Source organism: Lentzea indica, from assembly GCF_012184385.1.
GTDB classification, from domain to species: domain Bacteria; phylum Actinomycetota; class Actinomycetes; order Mycobacteriales; family Pseudonocardiaceae; genus Lentzea; species Lentzea indica.
Genome location: NZ_VSRL01000211.1, coordinates 1 through 15,459, shown reverse-complemented (window position 1 = coordinate 15,459; position 15,459 = coordinate 1). Strand labels below are relative to the sequence as shown.

The following is a 15,459-nucleotide window of genomic DNA, read 5'->3' as shown; positions in this document are numbered from 1 at the left end:
CCGGCAAGAGGGTGGTGGGTTAGCGGGCGGTGGGCTGGCGAGCGGTGGGCAGGTCACACCGGGCCCGTTGCCGTCCTGGCCCGTCAAGTCCGGCCCGCTGGTCAGCGGACCTGTCGCCCCGCCGGTCCCCGTACCGCCCCGCAGACGCCGCCCGATCGGCCTGATTCTCTCGGCGACGCTCACCCCGCTGTTCCTGGTCGGTGCGCTGGTCCTGTTGTACGTCACCGTGTTCAAGCCGATGTTCACCAACATCGGCCTGACCGACGGCCCCGCGAGCACGCCCGCGATGCAGCCCGTCCTGACCCTGGGCCCGGAAGGCGACATCCAGCACAACTCGCTGATGGGGTTCCGCAACTCCTGCCTCACCTGGGTGCCGGCGAAGGGCGCTCCGAAGATCGAGTCCAAGCACCGGGTCGGCTGCTACGCGGAGCACGACGTCGAGCCGCTGGACTCGGTTCTCGCAAACACCGAGATGGAGAAGGACGTGCCGTACCCCGGTGTCGAGGAGCTGACGAAGATCGGCGGCACCGGGTGCACGCGCACGTTCCTCTCGTCCAAGGTGAACGGCCAGGACAAGGAGAAGACGTTGCGGTACTGGGTGATCATCCCGACCGCGGAGGCGTGGAAGGTCAGGACCGAGAACGGCTATCGCAGCTCCAACCGCCTCATCTACTGCTTCGTGGGCAAGGCCGACGGCACGAAGCTCACCGAACCGCTGATGAAGAGCTGATCTGTCACATTCCGGCGTGGAATTCGGTCTTGTAGGTGGAACCCACGAGAGGACGGTCGGCATGTCATACCCGGAGAAGGTCTACTTCGGCGAGGGCGGCGAGGTCAGCGCGCGCTTCCGCCCGGCGAGCACCCCGCCCGACACCGGTGCGCCCGGCGACGGCATCCACTACCTGGCGACCACCGACGTCACGCGCGGCGAGTTCGGGCTGTACCGGGTGATGATGAAACCGAAGGCCGGTGGGCCGAAGACGCACTTCCACCGCACGATCTCGGAGTCTTTCTTCATCCTCAGCGGAACTGTCCGTCTCTACAACGGCGACAAGTGGGTTGACGCGGAGGAGGGCGACTTCCTGCACGTGCCGCAGGGCGGGCTGCACGCCTTCCGCAACGACGCCGACGCGCCGGCAGAGATGTTGCTGCTCTTCACGCCTGGTGCGCCGCGTGAGGAGTACTTCGAGAAGCTGGGCCAGATCGCGGAGGCCGATCGCGCCGCGTTCCTCGACAAGCACGACTCGTACTTCGTCGAGTGAAGCCGTCACCGCCCGGCCTGTTCAGCGAACAGGCCGGGCGGTGAGATCAGTCCTCGACGACGATGGCCGCCGCCGGGCAGACGGCGGCCGCGTGCCGTACGTCGGCCAGCCGTTCCGAGGGCGGGCTGGCGTCCAGCAACGCCACCAGCCCGTCGTCGCGCTGGTCGAACACGTCATCGGCGGCCAGAACGCACTGCCCCGCCCCGACGCACTTCTCCTGGTCCACCACGACCTTCACCGCGACCTCCAGGTGACGGGCAGCTCGGCGACACCACCGGTGAGGGTGGCGCGGACCTCGAGCTCGTCAATGTCCTTGGCGAGCCTCAACTCGGGCAGGCGACGGGCCAGCGCGGAGAACACGACGCGCAGTTCCGTGCGAGCCAGCGAGGCGCCGATGCAGAAGTGGGCGCCGTGGCCGAAGCCGAGGTGTGTCCTTTCGGGACGGTCGGGGTTGAACGTCTCGGCTTCGCTGTACACGTCCGCGTCGCGGTTGGCCGCGTTGATCGAGAGGACCAGCGCGTCACCGCGGCGGATCGTCACGCCGGCGATGTCGACGTCCTCCCGCGCGTACCGCAGGAGGCCGAGGTCGCCGGGTGCACCCAGGCGCATGATCTCCTCGACCGCCGCGTCGACGTGGCCGTCGGGGTCGGCGACCAGCGCGTCCCAGTGTTCGCGGCGGGTCAGCAGGAACAGGGTGCCGAGGCCGATGCGGTTGACGGTGGTCTCGTGGCCCGCGAACAGCAGCCCGACGCAGAGCCGGACCATCTGCTCGTAGTCGAACGACGGGTCCTCGCTCTGGGCGCGGACGAGGTCGGAGATCACGTCCTCACCGAGCTGCGGGCGCTTGGTCTCGACGAGACCGACCATGTAGCGGAAGAACTCCTCGCGCGCCCGATGGGCTTCTTCTCCGATCTCGGTGCCCGCCATGCGTTCGGACAGCGACGCGAAGAGCTCGTGGTCGGCCTCCGGCACCCCGAGCAGCTGGCAGATCATGGCCACGGGCAACGGGAAGGCGAGCCCGGAGTGCAGGTCGACCACACCGGTGGTCTCGTGCTCCGCGATCAACCGATCCAGGTAGCCCTCGACCAACCGTCCCATGTGGTCGGACAGCATCCGCATCCGCTTGGCGGAGAACGCCGGGGTCAGCAGGCGGCGCATCCGCGCGTGGTCCGCTTCCTCGGTCTCGTACTCGCCGGTCGGCCCGTCCTGCACCGCGGCGGTCGAGATGCGCGACGCGCGTTCCGGGTCCGGGTGGGAGCGGCCGAAACGCTTGTCGCCCAGCAGGAGGCGGACCTCCTCGTACCGGGTGACGAGCCAGGCGGGGTCGCCGGCCGGTGTCGTGACGGGCGTGATCGGTGCCTCCCGGCGGAGCACCTCGTAGAGCGGGGCGAGATCGAGGACGTTCGGCCTGGCGAACGGCAGCTGAAGGCGTTTGGTGGCAGTGCTCATGACTCGACCGTAGCGATTGTTGGCACTCTCTGCCACTAAATGTTGCGGACGGGTGACGTGCTTAAATCGCCCGATGACGGATGTTGTGGCAGAAAACGGTGCGCCTCGGAGGGGCCGGCCGCCGGTGAGCGATGAGCAACGTCAGCGGCAACGCCTGGACATCTCGCGCCACGCCGTGCGGCTGTTCGCCGCACAGGGTGTCGCCGGCACGTCGGGGGAGCAGATCGCCCAGGCCGCCGGCGTCTCCGAGCGCACGTTCTGGCGCTACTTCCCGCACAAGGAGAGCTGTGTCGAGCCGTTGCTCACCAAGATGGTCGACGCCTTCTGCACGGTCCTGCACGCCTGGCCGCCCGAGCTGGAGCTGATCGATCACCTGCGCGAGGCCTACACCCCGGTGCTGGACTCGTCGTCGGACGAGGACGTCGACGCGGTGCTCTCCGTCGTACGGCTGACCCACCACGAACCCGCGTTGCGCGCCGCCTACCTGATGCTCCGCGAACGGGCGGAAGACGCGTTGGCGGACGTGCTCGGCCCGCGGCTGGATCTGCCGGCCGACGCGATCGAGGTCCGCGTGCAGGCCGCTGCGATGAGCGCCGTGCTGAGGGTCGCGACCGACGACGTCGCCCAAGCCTCGGCCGAGGGCGTCACGAAGGAGACGCTGGAGGGGCACCGGGAGCAGATGGCCAGCGCGGTGAGCCAGGTCTTGCGCGGCCTGTCCCAGAAGCGGTAGTCATTCCTGCCGATGGGCGAACCCGGCAAAAGTGGACGTCCATTTTCCGGAACTGATGAGAGTGTTCGGTGCATTCCGGCTTCGATTTAGATCGATCGGGGCAATGCGGGGTGTGCGGTTACCGGAATCATGGAACGATGGGGATCGACCGGTCGTTCTGGGGGTTGCTCGACGCGGCCGACCGCACAGCGTTGCGAGATGCGGCGACCTGTGTCGAATTCGCACCCGGTTCGGTGATCTGCCATCAGGGCGACCAGTCGCGGAACGTGTTGGTGGTTTCGCGCGGCAGGGTCAAGGTGAGCCGGTTCGCCGTCACCGGTGAGGAGACCGTGCTCGCCGTCCGCGGTCCCGGCGAGATCATCGGCGAGCTCTCCGCCGTGGACGGCAGGCGCCGCTCCGCGACCCTGACGGCGGTGGACTTCGTCTGCGGCATGGTGATCACCGCCCGCGCGTTGGAGGCGCTGTGCCGGGTGCGGCCGGGGATCACGTGGACGCTGCTGCGGGTCGTCTCGTCGCGCCAGCGCGCCATGGTCGACCAGCAGGAGCTGCGCACGGGCCCGTCGCTGCACCGCGTGGGCGCGATGCTGCTCGACCTCGCGCACCGGGGCGCGGACGACCTGATCGCGACGGTGCCGCTCACCCAGCGCGAGCTCGCCGGCATCGTGGGGATTTCCCGCGAGACGCTCGCGCGGACGTTGAAAGTGCTGCGGGACGCGGGAATCATCTTGACCCGCCGCAACAGCATAGAGATTCTGCGTGAGGAAGAATTACGGGTGCTGTGTGGCATCTGACGCAGACATGTCGGGCCAGTCGCGATTTCCTCGGAGGCACAGTTCACCGAGTCGCACCAGGAGCCGTCATGAAGCGCAACACACTTCCCAATCCACACTCCCGCGCGGAGGTGCTGCGCGCTCGGCGCAAGTACACGGAACAGGTGGTGTTCGCCGTGATCTTCACCGTCGTCGAACTGTGGGCGATCGTGGCCGTCGTCGTGCTGCTCGACGACAACGGCGTGCTCGCGGTGGCCGTGTCGATCGTGCTGTCGGCGTCGCTCATGGCCCTGTGGGACACCTGGCGCACGCTGCTCATGTTCGGGCGAGCGCTGCGCGCCTGGTTGCCGGAGGCGCTTCCCGCGGCCGACGAGAAGGCGGACGAGAAGAAGGAGCCGGAGCGTCCGCCGACCAGCCTGTTGCGACTCTGAGGCCGGTGTGGCCGCGGCCAGGGGGTGCGGCCACACCGCCTCGGACCGTGGTCCGAGGCGGGACACCGGACCGTGCTCCGATGTCGTCACGAGGTCTGCTTCCTAGCGTTGCGGGGCATGAGAGTTATCGCGCTGGTGGTCGGTCCGCTGGTCTGGTGCGCCGCTTTGCTCGTGCGGCACCTGGGCGTGGAGACGGCCGGGCTCACCGCGGCGGAACGGGCGCGTTTCGACGCCGAACCGTTCGCCGCGCCGGAGCAGCTGGCCGCGTACGCGCACCAGCCGGGGCTGGTCACGGCCGGGTACGCGCTGTTCGCGCTCGCCTCGATTCTCTTGTGCGCCACCGTGATCGTGTTCGCCAGGGAGATCGGCGGACGGCTTGCCCTCGTGGGCGCGGCGGCGTTCGTGGCGTCGTTGTTCGCGAGGCTGTATTTCTCCGGGGTCGACCTGACGGCCTTCGAGCTCGTCGACCGGATGGGGCTGGAGCAGGCCACGTCGTTCGTGATGGGGTCCTATGTGGACCTTTCGTACGGGTTGTGGCGGCTGCCGGTCACGGCATCGGCGGGGTCGATCGCGGGCGCGGTGCTGCTGGCCGTCGCGGGCTGGCGCGCGAAGAAGCTGGGGATCGTGCGGTGTTCGTTGCTGCTGTCGTTCGGGTGGGTGTTCATGGGGGTGTTGAAGGAGACCACGCTGGTCACCGTGCTGCACGGGGGAGTGGCGGCCGTCGTTCTGTTCGGCTGGCGGGTAGCGTGGCCGGGTGGAAGATCCCGGCGGTGCTGAAGCTCAGCCCGGATCGGGAGTTGCTGGCCGCTCAGGCCGGGGTGCTCGACCTGTTCGCGGCGTCCGGCCGCGTTGCACGATGTGCCGCACCAGCCGGTGGGGTTGCTGCGCGGGCGGTGTGAGGAGTTCTTCGCGCGGATCGGGCGGCGGCTTGCCGAGCCCGAGATCGGCGCGCGGATCAGTGAGGCCGCCTGGGAACGGGCGATGCGGCGGTGCGAGCGGTTGCTGGACACGGAGACGAAGACCGTGTTGTTGCACGGAGATCTGCATTTGGGCAACGCGCTCGACGGCGGGCAACGAGGTCTGATGGCCATCGACCCCAAGGCGTGCCTGGGTGATCCGTGTTTCGACGCCGTCGACCTCGTGGTGGCCGGGGCCGGACAGGAAGGGGGCGCGGCGAGGTGTGAGGTGGTGGCGGCGGCCTGCGGGCTCGACGGTGATCGGTTGTTCGGCTGGAGTCAGGTGATTGCGCCGTTGCTGGCCGTCGCGTATCTGGCAACAGGGGCGACGAGACGGTGATCGAGGAGCTGCTCGCGGTGTCGAGCTGAGCGGATGCCCTCTGGGGGAGGGCATCCGCGGTTCCACTACGTCACCACCAGCCGGAGCAGCGGTTGGTCAGGTTGTCGCAGAGCCGGAAGGCGATCTTGCTGACGTCGGAGTAGCTGCCGGAGAAGGACGAGGTCCGCACGACGCCGTCCTCGCGGCGCTGCATGTACGTGTGCGACGGCAGCGTCGACGGGCCGTCCGACCACCACCGGCCGTCGTAGTCGTTGCCGTCCCAGACCCAGGACTTGCACAGCGGCAGCCTGCCGCCCTCGGGCCCGTACAGGTCGGTGCACTGCTGGGCGGCCGAGGCGGGCGTGGCGGCGAGGATGCTCGCCCCGGCGACCGTGGCGATGATGATGCCGATTTTCTTGGCAGCGGAAAGAAACACGATGAAACCCCAGTTCTGTGGTGAGAGATCAGGCGTCGATGAAGCGGGCGTCGAAGTCCCAGCCCTGCTCGCTACCACCGTTGGCGGACCACTGGATGACCTTGGCGCCGTTGGCGGTGCTGCCGCCGCCGGAGACGGAGGCGACCTTGCCGCTCTTGCCGTTCACCAGGTAGCCGCCATCGGAGTCCCAGGACTGCTCGGCCTCGCCGTTGCAGGTCCACTGGATCAGCTCGGCGCCGTTGGCGGTGCTGCCGCCACCGGAGACCGAGAGGCACTTGCCGCTCTTGCGGTTCTTCAGCTGGCTGCCGGACCAGTACCAGAGCTGCTCACCGCCGTCGTTGCAGCTCCACTGGATGACGTTCGCGCCGTTGGCGGTGCTACCGCCGCCCTCGACGGACATGCACTTGCCGCTCTTGTAGTTCACCAGATTGTAGTAGGTCGCCGCACTGGCCGCCGGGGCGACTGCCACGGTGAGACCGACAGCCGCGAGCGCAGCAAAAACCGTTCTGCCAAATCGAAACATGGCACCCCATTGCGTGATCAGGCAGGTCGTTCGACCCGTGATTGCAACGTTACAAACGTTGGGTGCGCTCTCAAAGACTCGGTGATCAAGTTCGTCTGGACTTCATGTCCACGTCATCTTGAGCAACTCCGCGACCCGCTCGCGCAGCGCGTGGGCGACGGCGTCGAAGCCCTTCTTGACCCAGGCTCCCTGCGCCGCGTGGACAGCGTCCGCGTACTTGCCCGTGAACGTTTCGAAGGTGCGGTAGCTGCACCGCTCGGAGCCGAGCGGCGTGATCACCTGATCGCGCGTCCCCAGCAGCCCGGGGAACGTGTCGCCGGTGTCATAACGCAGCAACCGCGGCGGGACGACCTCGCGGATGTACTCGCGGCTGACCCACGTGCCCTCGCTACCATCCGGTTTCGGCAGCGTGAGGTCGATCGGCGAGTCGATGGCCAGCGTGGTGGAGACGCTGACAGTGTACGGATTCCACTGTGGATAGTTCGGATAGTCCAGCAGCACGTCCCAGACGAACGCGGCGGGTGCGTCGATCTCCACGGTGACCGATTCGATGAGATGGCTCATGACGGCATGTACTCCCCGCCGTTGACGTCCAGCACCGCGCCGGTGATCTCGGAAGCGTTGCGGGACAGCAGGAACAGCACGGCACCGGCGCAGGCCTCGTCGGCCGGGATGCGGCCCAGCGGGTTGCGCGCGGCGATCTCGTCGTAGACGTCCTGCTCGCTCACCCCTCGCGCATCAGCGGTCATCTTGAGGTAGAAGCGCACTCCCGGTCCGTCCAGCCATCCCATGACGGCCTGGTTCGCACGGATGCCGTGCTCGCCGAGTTCCAGTGCGAGGAACTTGGTCGCGGTCGCCATGGCAGCCTTCGCCACCGCGTAACCGGCCTCGCCGCGCGTCGGCTTGCGGGTGGCCATCGTGCCGATGTTGACGATCGAGCCACGCCCGGCCGCCTTCATGTGCGGCACGACCTCACGGGTCACCTGAAGCGCCCCGTACAGGATGATGTCCATCGACCGGCGGATCGCCTTCTCCGGTGTCTCCAGCAGGTCGAAGAAACCGGGATGCCCGAACGCCGAGTTGACCAGGCCGGTGATGGTGCCGAACCGGTCGACGGCGGTGGAGACCAGCTGAGCGACGTCGTCGGGCTTACGCACGTCGCACTGCACGCCGACCGCCTCGCCACCTGCGGCGAGCACGTCCTTCTCCACCTGCTTCATCACGTCGGCGGAGCGCGCGGCCATCACGACCTTCGCACCTTCCGCGGCGGCGCGGGTGGCCAGTTTCGAGCCCAGGCCGGGGCCGACGCCGGTGATCACCACGACCTCGTCTTGGAGCATCACAGGTAAACCTCCGAGTAGAAGGCGAAGTCGCGCTCCAGCTGGTCCTCCGACAGCCCGAAGTCTGGTGGCGCGTAAGAGTGCGAGCCGTGCCGTTCAGTGCGGTTCTGCTCCAGGTAGGCCTCGAACGCCGCGTCGTCGGCAGGGCCCGCCGGCAGGTCCACGGCGTCCAGCACCTGGCGGGCGACCTCCAGCGGCTTGCTGACGGTGTCGGCGAACCGCACGTCGACGAACCGGTCAGGGCGTTCCGAACGGGCCGTGGCGAAGTCCCGCAACGTCCTGGCGAACCGGCCGGACCAGTACCGTCCAATTCGGACCGGATCGACGTTCTCGCTGTACTGCGAGGACATCGCGCGCACCATCGAGGCGTACGACGGCACGGCGTTGACGGGCGAGCGGTGCGTCATGACGATCTTGCAGCCGGCGAACTCGTCCAGCACGGTGTCGACAGCGGTCAGGTGGTGCGGTGACTTGAGCACCCACGGACGGCCGGCGCGAGACGGGTTCTGCCACTGCAACACCTGCAGCCACTCGCGCAGCTCGCGGTAGGCGGGGCGTTGGTCGGCCGTGCGCAGCCAATCGCCGTACGAAGGCACCCAGTAGAACGAGTCGTAGCTCATCGACACGAACGTCCGGTCCAGCAGGATCACGTCCTCCTCCGGGCCGTCCCACACCACGGTGTGCAGGTCGCCGAAGTCGGGGGAGAGCTGGGAGAACACCTGCATGCGTTCCTGGGCACGACGCTTGCGCACCGCGGCGTCGGGACCTTCGCCCGGGAACGGGAGCGGGTAGGCGACCTCCCACGACAACGTGGAGGTGACCTGGGGTGACGCGGCCAGCAGCCGGTGCAGCAGGGTGGAGCCGGTGCGCGGCAGGCCGCAGATCTCGGCGGCCACACGCACTTCCACGTCGAGCACCGACGGGTGTTCGCGTTGCAGCGCGCGCAGCCGCAGCCGGTCGGCCAGGAGCGCGGTCAGCCGGTGCTTGGTGAGCTCGAAGCCCAGCGGTGACAACGCGGCCTCGGTGTTGAGGCTGGTCACGAGCACGTCCAGCGGCTCGCGGAACCAGTCGTCGCCGAAGTCGGAGAGTCCGGTCTTCGCAGAGGCCTTGTCCAGCAGCTCCTGAACGTTCAGCGCGGTCGTGACCGTCATCGAACCTCCTCCAGGGAAACCACGCGGCACTTCGGGATCGGGTGGTCGGTGGCGCCGAGCCAGCGCAGCAACGCGGTGCCGGAACTGTGCCCGCACGTGTCGATCCAGTTGCCGACACCGGGATCCCGTTCAGCCACAACGATCGTCAAACGCCCGTCGGACAGCGTCGCGGTGTGCTTGTTGACGGTGATCCTGCGACGGTGGTCGAGCGACTCCATCCACCAGTTGTCCAGCTGGAAGTTCCAGTACGGGCAGTCCGGCACGTCGGTCTCGATCACCCAGGCCTCGCCGGGTTTCAGCGACCAGTACCCGTGCAGGTAGAAGATCTCCGGATCGCCGCCCGCGCGCTGGAACATCTCCTGGCCGAAGTCGGGGAGCTCGTTGGGGCGTGCCATGAACGTGCGTGTCCAGTGCGCGAACGTGGCCGCGGTGCCGTGCACGGACAACGCCGCTCGTTGCAGCGCCTTGGCCAGGAACTCCGGGGTCAGCGCGGCGGGTTCGGCGGGACCGCCGACCTGCTCGATGTGCCACTCGCCGGGAACTTCGGTGGTGCGGTCGAGATACGTCTGGCGCACCACCAGCCCGGTCGAGTCCGCGGCGAGCGGAAGCCAGTTCCCTGCTTGCTCGGTAGCGCTCGCGATGATCTCCACCGTGCCGTCCGGCGCGACCACGAGATCGGCGTCGGACAGCTCGCCGGTGGACGCCATGGTGCCGTCCTTGGCGTACCGGTTGGCCTTCGAGCCGATGCTGAAGTACGCGATGGTGCCGCGGGTTCCGGTGATCCGGTAGGTCCTGTCGCCGCGGATGTTCGCGGACAGGTAGACGTTGTCGGGGTTGTCCGCGCCGATCTTGACGAGATCCAGCTGGTGGAAGCGAGGGAAGTCTGGATCGGCGTTGTCCAGGCAGGAGTAGAGCATCTCGCGGGTCAGCCTGGCGAGGTACCGGTAGCCCTCCGCGCGGTCCAGCGGGGTGTCCGGCGCCTGGTCGGAGAGGATCACCTCACCGGCCTTCTCCAACGCCTGGCAGAACCTCGACCACGCTTGATCCGGCACGGGATCCTCCCGAATTTAGAACGTGTTCTAGTCGAACATACCCGATTCTGGACAACGTTCAACAGACGCCGAGCGCGCGAAGCTTCGCCACCACGGCCGCAGCGGCTGCCTCCGGGCTCAACGCTGTCGTGTCGAGCCTGACTTCGGGGTTCTCCGGCGGTTCGTAGGGCGAGTCGATGCCGGTGAAGTTCGCGAGCTCACCCCTGCGGGCCTTGCGGTACAGGCCTTTCGGGTCGCGGCGCTCCGCAACCTCCAGAGGTGTGTCCACGAAGACCTCGCAGAACTCGTTCTCGCCGACCAGGCTCCGAGCCAGCGCCCGCTCGGCCCGGAACGGTGAGATGAACGAGACGAGCACGATCAGGCCGGCGTCGACCATCAGCGCGGCGACCTCGGCGATGCGCCGGATGTTCTCGACCCGGTCGGCGTCGGTGAACCCGAGGTCGGAGTTGAGGCCGTGGCGGATGTTGTCGCCGTCCAGCAGGAACGTGTGCCTGCCTTCGGCGTGCAACGCCTTCTCGACCAGGTCGGCGATGGTGGACTTGCCGGCGCCGGACAACCCGGTCAGCCATACGACGCACGGCCGATGGTCGTTGCGTTCGATCCGCGCCTGCTTGTCGACCGTCACGTTCTGCCAGTGCACGTTGGCCGGCCCGAGCGCGAAGTTGATCATTCCCGCGCCGACCGTGGCGTTCGTCAGCCGGTCGAGCACCACGAACGACCCGAGGTCGCGGCTGGTGCGGTAGCTCTCGAACGGCACGGGTGCGTCGAAGTGCACCTTGTCGACGCCGATCTCGTTGAGCTGCAACGCTTTGGTCGCCGTGAAGCCGACCGTGCGGGCACCGATCTTGGCCAGGTACTGCCTGCCGGGCAGCAGGCCTGCCTCGTTCAGCCAGACCAGGTGCGCCTGGAACGAGTCGGCGATGCCCGGCGGATCGGAAGCAGCGGCCAGCACGTCACCGCGGCTCGCGTCCACGTCGTCGGCCAGCACCACGGTGACCGACGATCCGGTCGGCGCGTCCGTCAGGTCGCCGTCCATCGTGACGATCCGGTCCACCGTGGTGGTCCGCTCGCCGATACGGACCGTCTCGTCTCGTCGCAGCGTCCCGCGCAGGACACGCCCGGACAGCCCGCGGAACGTCGAGTCAGGCCGGTTCACCCACTGCACGAGAAAACGAGACGGACCGTCTCGTCTCGGGTCCGTTTCGACCGTTTCCAGCCACTGCAGCAACGTTGGCCCGTCGTACCACGGGGTCAGCTCGCTGTGGCCGACCACGTTGACACCCTCGGTCGCGGACATCGGAACGCAAGTGATCTCGGCGAAGTCCAGCTCTGCGGCGAACTCGGTGAACTGCGCGACGACCGAGTCGAAGGTCTCCCGCGAGTATCCGGCGAGGTCGAGCTTGTTCACGGCGAGCGCGACGTGCCGGATGCCCAGCAGGGACACGATGCGCGCGTGCCGGCGCGTCTGGCTGAGCACACCTTTGCGCGCGTCGAGCAGGATGACCGCGGCCTCGGCGGTGGACGCCCCAGTCACCATGTTGCGCGTGTACTGCTCGTGGCCCGGTGTGTCCGCGACGATGAACCGCCGTGCCTCCGTGGCGAAGAACCGGTACGCGACGTCGATGGTGATGCCCTGCTCGCGTTCGGCGGCCAGCCCGTCCACCAGCAGCGCGAAGTCCAGTTCGCCACCACAGGTGCCGACGCGTTTCGAGTCGGCTTCGAGTGCGGCGAGGTGGTCCGCGTACAGCAGCTTCGACTCGTACAACAGTCGGCCGATCAGCGTGCTCTTGCCGTCGTCGACGCTGCCGCAGGTGATGAACCGCAGAAGCTCCATCAGAAATACCCCTCCCGCTTCTTGCGCTCCATCGACCCGCTCTGGTCGTGGTCGATCGCCCTGCCCTGCCGCTCGGACGTGGTCGCGGTCCGCATCTCCTCGACGATCTCCGCGACGGTCCTCGCCTCACTGCGCACCGCGCCGGTCAGCGGATAGCAGCCCAGCGTGCGGAACCTGACGAGTTCCTGGCGTGGTTCTTCGTGCAGCGGCATGCGGTCGTCGTCGACCATGATCAGCATGCCGTCGCGGTCGACGACGGGCCGTGGTGCCGCGAAGTACAGCGGTACCACGGGAATCCGCTCGCGTTCGACGTAGCGCCACACGTCCAGCTCGGTCCAGTTGGACAGCGGGAACACCCTGATGCTTTCGCCGGGCGCGACCCTTGTGTTGTAGAGCCGCCACAGTTCCGGCCGCTGGTTCTTCGGATCCCACTGATGCTGCGCGGTGCGGAACGAGAAGACCCTTTCCTTGGCACGGGAAGCCTCCTCGTCGCGCCGCGCACCGCCGAACGCCACGTCGAACCGGTGCTCGTCGAGCGCCTGCCGCAGTCCCTGGGTCTTCCACAGGTCGGTGTGCCGCGCGGAGCCGTGGTCGAACGGGTTGATGCCCATCGCCACGCAGTCCGGGTTGCGGTGCACGATCAGCTCCAGCCCGAGCTCCGCGGCCGTCCTGTCCCGGAACGCGATCATCTCGCGGAACTTCCACGTGGTGTCGACGTGCAGCAGGGGGAACGGTGGCTTCGACGGGTAGAAAGCCTTGCGTGCCAGGTGGAGCAGCACTGAGCTGTCCTTGCCGATGGAGTACAGCAGCACCGGTCGCTCGCTCTCCGCGACCGCCTCGCGGAAGATGTCGACGCTGTCGGCTTCGAGCCGGTCGAGGTGGTCCACGCACTGACGGTAGCAACCAAACCGAACAACGTTCAATATGCTTCTGAACGTTGTTCAAAGTAGGCTGCGCGTCGTGAGCACCGAGCAGACCACGGCCTGGGGTGACGCGGAGGGCAGGCGGCGCGACATCCTGTCGTCCGCCGAGCTGATCCTGGAACAGCAGGGCTACGCCGGCTTGACGATGCGCGCGATCGCGCTGGGGGCCGGCGTCAGCTCCGGCACCGTGTACCAGTACTTCTCCGGCAAGGAGGACGTGTTCGCGGCGTTGATGGAACGGCGCCTGGACGAGCTGCAGCGCACGCTCGCGAAGGTCGACCGCAGCCTCGGGATCGCGGGGGTGCTGCGGGAGATCGAGCCCCAGGTCACCGAGCTGTGGCGCCGGTTCGGGCGGTCGGCCGCGCAGTGGGAGGCCAAGGTGCTCTCCGGCGGCCGCAGGGGCAAGGAGATCGCGGGGTCCGCGCAGGACTACCGCAAGACGATCAAGGCGCTCGCGAAGGCGCTGAACGAGACCGCGGAAGCGTGCGGGCAGGCGCTGATCGACGACCCGGCGTTGCCGCACTGGGTGTGGGACTCGCTGATCGGCCTGGCGGACGACCTGCTGCTGCAGGGCGCGCGCACCAACCGGGTCAAGCCGGCGCAGCTGATCGCGTTCGCCACCGGTGCGATCGAGCGGGGCGTCATCGCCCGGTGACGAGCGAGTCCAGCGTGGCGGATCCGTGTTCGCCGCAGTGGCGGCGTGACGCGTCGAGCGTCATCGGTTTCTCCGCTTCGTCCGGTCTGCCCACCTGCCCGAAGAGCCGTCTCAGGAGCTCGACCTGTTCGTCCAGGCCGACCCTCAGGAAGTCGTTGCAGGTCGAGCGAACGGTGAGCCGGTCGTCCGACGGCATCAGGTCCACCGGCCCGAAGACGAAGAGCAGCGCCACGACGATCGCGAGGCCGAACGCGATCACAGCGCCGCCGGCGGAGCTCTTGCGCGGCGCGAGCCAGTTCTGGGCCTGCTCCACGAAGGGTTCGGCCTCGGCAAGGCCGGTGTCGATCCAGAACTCGACGCTGTCTCCGTTCGTCACGTCGAACTGGAAATGACCGGCGGCGAACATGATGCGAACGACCTGGTTCCGCTCGTACGAACCCGCCCAGAACGGCTCCGGCCGCACGAGCACGAGCCGGTCGGGCAGCAGGAACACGACATCGCGCTCACCCCTGGCGAGTCGCTCGGTCTGGCCTGGCTGCACGACGGTGCCCGCCAGTCGCGCCAGCACCTGGTCGCGTTCGTGCTCGTCGAGGGCCTCGGCGGCCGCCGACCACAGATCGGGTTCCACGTTCCTGCTATCGCTGCGGCCGGGGACCGGGGTTAGCAGCGAGAACCCATGTTCCTCCGAATGCCGCTCAACCAGCGGTCAGCGCACGACCGGGAGGTCGTACCTGCGCCGGATGCTGGTGCCCAGCAGACCGATGTCGGCGCCGTAGACGTGGATCGAAATCGCCAACGAGCTGGAGCTGTTGCACACCTTGTGGATGTCGCCGGGCGGCACCAGGTACGACGCCACGCCCTGCGGAGTCCGGTTGACGCGCTGCTGGACCAAGCGGTCGCCGGCGAGCCGGTAGGTGGTCTCTTCCTCTTCCCCGACGTAGGTGCCCACCACGCACCACGACACGTGGTCGTGGATGCACGTTTCCTGGCCCGGCAGCCAGACCAGGGCGACGACCGAGAAGCTGCCGTCGGGCTCCACGTGCAGAACGTGCTGGCGGTAGGCGTTGGGGTCGGGTTCGCGGTGTTCTGGGTCCAGCAGCCGGGGGTCGGTGAGGTGCCCGGTCAGGGCCTTGGCGACCCGTGCGGCCACGGCGTTGTCGGAACCTCCGGTGGCCACCGCGGTGCGGATGGCGCCGACCAGAAGTGCGGCTGTGGGTGAGAGCAGACGAGGCATGGCGGTGACTCCTTCGATCACATGATCAACAAGGTGCCGATGAGTGCCACTGCGGCGATGAGGACGGTGGAGAGCAGGCCCAGCGTCAGCGCGGGCAGGCCGGAGCGGACGAGAGAACGCAGACGCACGGCCGTGCCCAGCGCGAACATGCCGGCGGCCAACAGCAGGTTGTCCACGAACGCCGCCGCCGACAGCACCGGCTCCGGCAGCACATCGGTGGCGCGCACGGCCGCCGCGACCAGGAATCCCACGACGAACAACGGCACGATCGGCGGACGCTTGCCGGCGTCGGGGAACCTGCGGCGTTCGGCGATGCTCACCGCGGCGAGCATCGGGGCCAGCAGCACGACCCTGCGTCAGCTTCACGCCCGCATCAGCCTGTGCGGTACCGGCG

22 protein-coding genes are annotated in these 15,459 nt (G+C 68.1%); 9 read left to right on the top strand and 13 right to left on the bottom strand.

The genetic code is table 11. The annotated features are described in order from the left end of the window. Positions 1–730, top strand: a 730-nt coding sequence (locus FXN61_RS37270; RefSeq protein ID WP_223165771.1) for a hypothetical protein, incomplete at its 5' end; no start/stop codon positions are given. Positions 731–791: 61 nt separating this feature from the next. Continuing rightward, complete coding sequence (locus FXN61_RS37265) at positions 792–1,262, top strand: cupin domain-containing protein (protein WP_167978634.1); 471 nt, start codon at positions 792–794, stop codon at positions 1,260–1,262. Positions 1,263–1,308: 46 nt separating this feature from the next. Here FXN61_RS37265 and FXN61_RS37260 read toward each other — a convergent pair whose 3' ends face one another. After that, complete coding sequence (locus FXN61_RS37260; protein WP_167978633.1) at positions 1,309–1,500, bottom strand: ferredoxin; 192 nt, start codon at positions 1,498–1,500, stop codon at positions 1,309–1,311. Beyond that, positions 1,497–2,711, bottom strand: coding sequence for a cytochrome P450 (locus FXN61_RS37255; RefSeq protein ID WP_167978632.1), 1,215 nt, complete (start codon positions 2,709–2,711; stop codon positions 1,497–1,499). Before FXN61_RS37255 ends, FXN61_RS37260 begins: the two co-directional genes overlap by 4 nt. 124 nt (positions 2,712–2,835) lie before the next feature. On the opposite strand from FXN61_RS37255, the gene FXN61_RS37250 reads away from it, so the two are divergent. From FXN61_RS37250 to FXN61_RS51090, 6 genes are all read left to right on the top strand, one after another. Next, on the top strand, positions 2,836–3,441 hold the full coding sequence (locus FXN61_RS37250; protein WP_167978631.1) for a TetR family transcriptional regulator: 606 nt from the start codon (positions 2,836–2,838) through the stop codon (positions 3,439–3,441). Positions 3,442–3,578: 137 nt separating this feature from the next. Continuing rightward, the gene (locus FXN61_RS37245; RefSeq protein ID WP_167978630.1) at positions 3,579–4,232 is read left to right on the top strand and encodes a Crp/Fnr family transcriptional regulator; all 654 of its coding nucleotides are present in this window, start codon (positions 3,579–3,581) and stop codon (positions 4,230–4,232) included. A gap of 68 nt (positions 4,233–4,300) precedes the next feature. Beyond that, complete coding sequence (locus tag FXN61_RS37240) at positions 4,301–4,642, top strand: hypothetical protein (RefSeq protein ID WP_167978629.1); 342 nt, start codon at positions 4,301–4,303, stop codon at positions 4,640–4,642. Between the two features lie 117 nt (positions 4,643–4,759). Further along, a complete protein-coding gene (locus tag FXN61_RS51095; RefSeq protein ID WP_223165770.1) occupies positions 4,760–5,419 on the top strand; it encodes a hypothetical protein in 660 nt (219 codons plus the stop codon). Beyond that, positions 5,413–5,541 carry a hypothetical protein gene (locus FXN61_RS54805; RefSeq protein WP_281360800.1) on the top strand — a complete coding sequence of 43 codons (129 nt, stop codon included), beginning with the start codon at positions 5,413–5,415 and terminating at the stop codon, positions 5,539–5,541. The genes FXN61_RS51095 and FXN61_RS54805 overlap by 7 nt, the downstream gene beginning before the upstream one ends. Further along, on the top strand, positions 5,516–5,938 hold the full coding sequence (locus tag FXN61_RS51090; protein ID WP_312878289.1) for an aminoglycoside phosphotransferase family protein: 423 nt from the start codon (positions 5,516–5,518) through the stop codon (positions 5,936–5,938). Before FXN61_RS54805 ends, FXN61_RS51090 begins: the two co-directional genes overlap by 26 nt. A gap of 70 nt (positions 5,939–6,008) precedes the next feature. Here FXN61_RS51090 and FXN61_RS37230 read toward each other — a convergent pair whose 3' ends face one another. The 8 genes from FXN61_RS37230 to cysD form a co-directional block, all read right to left on the bottom strand. After that, positions 6,009–6,353: a hypothetical protein gene (locus FXN61_RS37230; RefSeq protein WP_167978628.1), complete on the bottom strand. Its 345-nt coding sequence runs from the start codon at positions 6,351–6,353 to the stop codon at positions 6,009–6,011. A 28-nt stretch (positions 6,354–6,381) separates the two neighbouring features. Further along, the gene (locus FXN61_RS37225) at positions 6,382–6,822 is read right to left on the bottom strand and encodes an RICIN domain-containing protein (protein WP_167978627.1); all 441 of its coding nucleotides are present in this window, start codon (positions 6,820–6,822) and stop codon (positions 6,382–6,384) included. A 156-nt stretch (positions 6,823–6,978) separates the two neighbouring features. Then, positions 6,979–7,440, bottom strand: coding sequence for an SRPBCC domain-containing protein (locus FXN61_RS37220; RefSeq protein ID WP_167978626.1), 462 nt, complete (start codon positions 7,438–7,440; stop codon positions 6,979–6,981). After that, positions 7,437–8,216, bottom strand: coding sequence for an SDR family oxidoreductase (locus FXN61_RS37215; protein ID WP_167978625.1), 780 nt, complete (start codon positions 8,214–8,216; stop codon positions 7,437–7,439). Before FXN61_RS37215 ends, FXN61_RS37220 begins: the two co-directional genes overlap by 4 nt. Continuing rightward, positions 8,216–9,367, bottom strand: coding sequence for a sulfotransferase family protein (locus FXN61_RS37210; protein ID WP_167978624.1), 1,152 nt, complete (start codon positions 9,365–9,367; stop codon positions 8,216–8,218). Before FXN61_RS37210 ends, FXN61_RS37215 begins: the two co-directional genes overlap by 1 nt. After that, positions 9,364–10,419, bottom strand: coding sequence for a DUF1214 domain-containing protein (locus FXN61_RS37205; RefSeq protein WP_312878288.1), 1,056 nt, complete (start codon positions 10,417–10,419; stop codon positions 9,364–9,366). Before FXN61_RS37205 ends, FXN61_RS37210 begins: the two co-directional genes overlap by 4 nt. Before the next feature lie 58 nt (positions 10,420–10,477). Then, entirely contained in the window at positions 10,478–12,253 is a 1,776-nt protein-coding gene (gene cysC / locus FXN61_RS37200; protein WP_167978623.1) for an adenylyl-sulfate kinase, read from the bottom strand. Continuing rightward, the gene (cysD, locus tag FXN61_RS37195; RefSeq protein WP_376770791.1) at positions 12,253–13,140 is read right to left on the bottom strand and encodes a sulfate adenylyltransferase subunit CysD; all 888 of its coding nucleotides are present in this window, start codon (positions 13,138–13,140) and stop codon (positions 12,253–12,255) included. Before cysD ends, cysC begins: the two co-directional genes overlap by 1 nt. Before the next feature lie 73 nt (positions 13,141–13,213). Between cysD and FXN61_RS37190 the strand changes: the two genes are divergently transcribed. Then, positions 13,214–13,831 (top strand): TetR/AcrR family transcriptional regulator, encoded by a 618-nt coding sequence (locus FXN61_RS37190; RefSeq protein WP_167978621.1) that lies wholly within the window; start codon positions 13,214–13,216, stop codon positions 13,829–13,831. On the opposite strand, the gene FXN61_RS37185 is transcribed toward FXN61_RS37190, so the two are convergent. The 3 genes from FXN61_RS37185 to FXN61_RS37175 all read right to left on the bottom strand — a co-directional run bounded on the left by FXN61_RS37185 (position 13,818) and on the right by FXN61_RS37175 (position 15,412). Beyond that, positions 13,818–14,459 (bottom strand): hypothetical protein, encoded by a 642-nt coding sequence (locus FXN61_RS37185; protein WP_167978620.1) that lies wholly within the window; start codon positions 14,457–14,459, stop codon positions 13,818–13,820. The two genes, FXN61_RS37190 and FXN61_RS37185, sit on opposite strands and share 14 nt — an antisense overlap. Before the next feature lie 78 nt (positions 14,460–14,537). After that, complete coding sequence (locus FXN61_RS37180) at positions 14,538–15,065, bottom strand: cysteine dioxygenase family protein (protein WP_167978619.1); 528 nt, start codon at positions 15,063–15,065, stop codon at positions 14,538–14,540. 17 nt (positions 15,066–15,082) lie between these two features. Then, the gene (locus FXN61_RS37175) at positions 15,083–15,412 is read right to left on the bottom strand and encodes a putative sulfate exporter family transporter (RefSeq protein WP_312878287.1); all 330 of its coding nucleotides are present in this window, start codon (positions 15,410–15,412) and stop codon (positions 15,083–15,085) included. Positions 15,413–15,459: the final 47 nt, after the last annotated feature.